Source organism: Candidatus Methylomirabilota bacterium (genome assembly GCA_035936835.1).
In the GTDB taxonomy this organism is placed as follows: Bacteria; Methylomirabilota; Methylomirabilia; order Rokubacteriales; family CSP1-6; genus AR37.
The window spans coordinates 1-2,848 of record DASYVT010000185.1; the positions used below are offsets into that span (position 1 = coordinate 1).

General features: G+C 69.8%; 3 protein-coding genes. 1 reads left to right on the forward strand and 2 read right to left on the reverse strand.

Annotation, left to right across the window (positions count from 1 at the left end):
- Positions 1-189 precede the first annotated feature (189 nt).
- The gene (nudC, locus tag VGV06_16825; protein HEV2056806.1) at positions 190-1,083 is read left to right on the forward strand and encodes an NAD(+) diphosphatase; all 894 of its coding nucleotides are present in this window, start codon (positions 190-192) and stop codon (positions 1,081-1,083) included.
- A 68-nt stretch (positions 1,084-1,151) separates the two neighbouring features.
- Here nudC and VGV06_16830 read toward each other — a convergent pair whose 3' ends face one another.
- Together VGV06_16830 and VGV06_16835 are read right to left on the reverse strand one after the other, a co-directional pair.
- Complete coding sequence (locus VGV06_16830) at positions 1,152-2,429, reverse strand: IS256 family transposase (protein ID HEV2056807.1); 1,278 nt, start codon at positions 2,427-2,429, stop codon at positions 1,152-1,154.
- On the reverse strand, positions 2,386-2,848 hold a 463-nt coding region (locus tag VGV06_16835), incomplete at its 5' end, for a hypothetical protein (GenBank protein ID HEV2056808.1). The genes VGV06_16830 and VGV06_16835, both read right to left, overlap by 44 nt.

The window sequence follows — 2,848 nt, forward strand, 5'->3', positions numbered from 1 at the left end:
CGACAGCAGCGCGGCCGAGATCAGGCCGCCCGTCGAGGACTCGGAGATCGCGATCGTCTCCTTGCGCGCGAGGAGGCGCGCGGCAACGGAGGCGGCGAGGGCGGAGAGCAGCTCGGGCACGGGGTAGTGGTACCCCGGCCCGGGCCGGAGCGCAACCGGGTTTTCTCCGTGATAGACTCGGCCGCGCCGATGACGACGACGATGACTCCGCTGTCCGTCTACCTGCCCTTCAACGTGGACTGCCTCCGCGGCGAGTTCACGCCCGCCAAGCACGGGGGCGGCGGGCCGCCCGCCGGCACCGGCCGCTGGCTGATCGTCCAGGACCAGAAGCTCCTGGTGGCACCCGACGGCGACGGCTTCCGGCTGCCCGACGGCGCCACGCCGGAGGCGCCACCGCGCGGCCTCGACGGCCTCGGCCCGCGCCACTGGCTCGGCACGTGGGCGGGCGAGCCCTGCTGGGTCGCCGCGCTGCCCAAGGGCGCGCCGGTGCCGGAAGGGCTCCGGCCGGAGACGCTCGTGCCCATGCAGGGCACGCGGCTGCCCGACGATCTGCTGACCGTGGGCGGCATGGCGATGCAGCTCCTCTACTGGGAGTCCACGAGTGGCCATTGCCCGCGCTGCGGCGCGGCCACCGGTCGCGTCGAAGGCGAGTGGGGCAAGCGCTGCGGGGGCTGCGGCTACGAGCACTACCCGCATCTGCATCCCGCGGTCATCGTGCTGGTGCGCGACGGCGACCGCGTGCTGCTCGCGCGCAAGGCCATCTGGGCGCCGGGCCGCTACGCGCTGGTCGCGGGCTTCGTGGACAACGGCGAGTCGCTCGAGGGGTGCGTGGCGCGCGAGGTGAAGGAAGAGGTCGGGGTGGACGTCAAGGACATCCAGTACGTGGGCAGCCAGAACTGGCCCTTCCCGAGCCAGATCATGATCGGCTTCATCGCGAGCTACGCGGGCGGCGAGATCACCATCGACCGCGAGGAGCTCGAGGACGCGCGGTGGTTTCCGCGCACCGAGATGCCGGTGGGTCCGGCCCGTCATTCCATCGCGGGCTGGATCATCCGCAACTTCTCGGGCCATGTCGGAATGTAAGCTCTGACCCCATCGAGATCCCCACCGAGATCGAGGAGCTATTGTCAAGAGTTGTGGATTGAGTGAGATCAGGCGGCGACCTTCTTCCGCTTCTTCTGCGGCTCGATCTGCACTCCATCCTCGAAACACACGCCGGCCCGCACGAGCGGGATGAGCGCGGCGGCGTCGAGACACCGCCAGTGGCCTTCCGCCACTTGGAGCAGCTTGAAGGCCATCACGAGTCCAGCCGTGCGCGAGCCGGCGCCCTTCGTCACGCCCTCGCGCAGCCGCACCGTGGCGAACGTCGACTCGATCGGATTTGTCGTGCGCAGGTGTTTCCAGTGCTCCGCCGGATAGTCGAAGTACGCGAGCAGCCGGTCCTGGTCGACGGTGAGCGACGCGACGGCCTTCGGATACTTGGCCTGGTAGGCCGCCGTGAAACGGGCGATCTCGCGCTCGGCGGCGGCGCGAGTCTCCGCGTACATGATCTCGTGCTGCGCCTGCTTGGCCCGCGGTTGCAGACTCCGGGGGAGCTTGTCCAACACGTTGGCGATCCGATGCACCCAGCAGCGTTGCTCCGCCGTCTCGGGCCACACGTCCCGCACGGCCGCCCAAAATCCCAGCGCGCCGTCGCCGACCGCCAGCACCGGGGCCCGCAGCCCCCGACGCTTGAGATCCCGCAGCAGCGTGCGCCAGCTCTCCGCACTCTCCCGGTAGCCGTCCTCGAGCGCGACGACTTCCTTGGTGCCGTCGGGGCGCACGCCGATCACGACCAGCGTGCAGAGCCGCTCCTCCTCCAGGCGGATGGTGAAGTGCACCCCGTCGGCCCAGAGATAGACGTAGTCGCGCTCCGTCAGGTCGCGCTGCCGGAACGCCTCGTACTCCGCGGTCCAGCTTTTCGTCAGTCGCAGGATGGCGCTCGACGACAAGCCGGCGGCCTCGGGGCCGAGGAGGGCAGGCAACGCCTCGCGGAAGTCCCCCGACGACAGCCCGTGCAGGTAGAGCAGCGGCAGGACGCTCTCGAGCCGCGGCGACCGCCGCACGTAGGGCGGCAGGATCACGCTCGTGAACTTCTGCCGGACCCCGTCGAGCACACGCCGGTCGTTGACCCGGGGGGCGGCGATGGTCAGGGGGCCGACGCCCGTGGTGACCGGGCGCGGGCGCGCCGTGCCGTTGCGGACGACGAGGGCGTGGCCGCACTCGTCGCGCGCCTCACGGCCGCGCGTCACGTACGCCGCGGCCTCCAGTTGCAGCGCCGCCGCGATCATCCGCCGCGCTCCCTCGCGCGCCAAGTCATCCAGCGTCGTGCTAATCGTCGGCGCCTCACCGGCCGGTGCCTCCGCCTTCGTGGTGATAACCTTCAACATGGGTGGCGTACCTTTCCCCCGGTTGCCACCGGGGCTTTGGGGTTGACTGCTCAACTTCCCCAAGAAGGGTACGTCGCCTCTCTCGCTCATCCACAACTTCTGACGATAGCTCGGTGCGCATGCTTCGGATCAGGTACGTATAGGTGCGTTTGCGCGAGCGAGGTTTGGGCGTCGCGAGCGTGTCGAGTTGGAAGCTGCGGACGAGGTTGTGGGCGAGGATGCTGAGCTGCTGCCAGGCACTGTTGGCGCCGTAGTGGCGCGTGGGAACGACGTCCAGGGCGAACTCGCCCTTGAGCTCGGCGATCGTCTTCTCCTGCGCGCCGCGGCCGCAGATGAAGGCGTAGAGGGCTGGCAGGTCCAGCGTCAGGTTCGTGGCGACGGCGCTGTACTCGAAGTGGCCATCGTCGGGGGTGAAGAGA

What these genes read in the sequence shown, in the direction of transcription:
- VGV06_16830 (HEV2056807.1), bottom strand. Translation starts at nt 2,429, where the DNA reads ATGTTGAAGGTTATCACCACGAAGGCGGAGGCACCGGCCGGTGAGGCG.
- nudC (HEV2056806.1), top strand. Translation starts at nt 190, where the DNA reads ATGACGACGACGATGACTCCGCTGTCCGTCTACCTGCCCTTCAACGTG.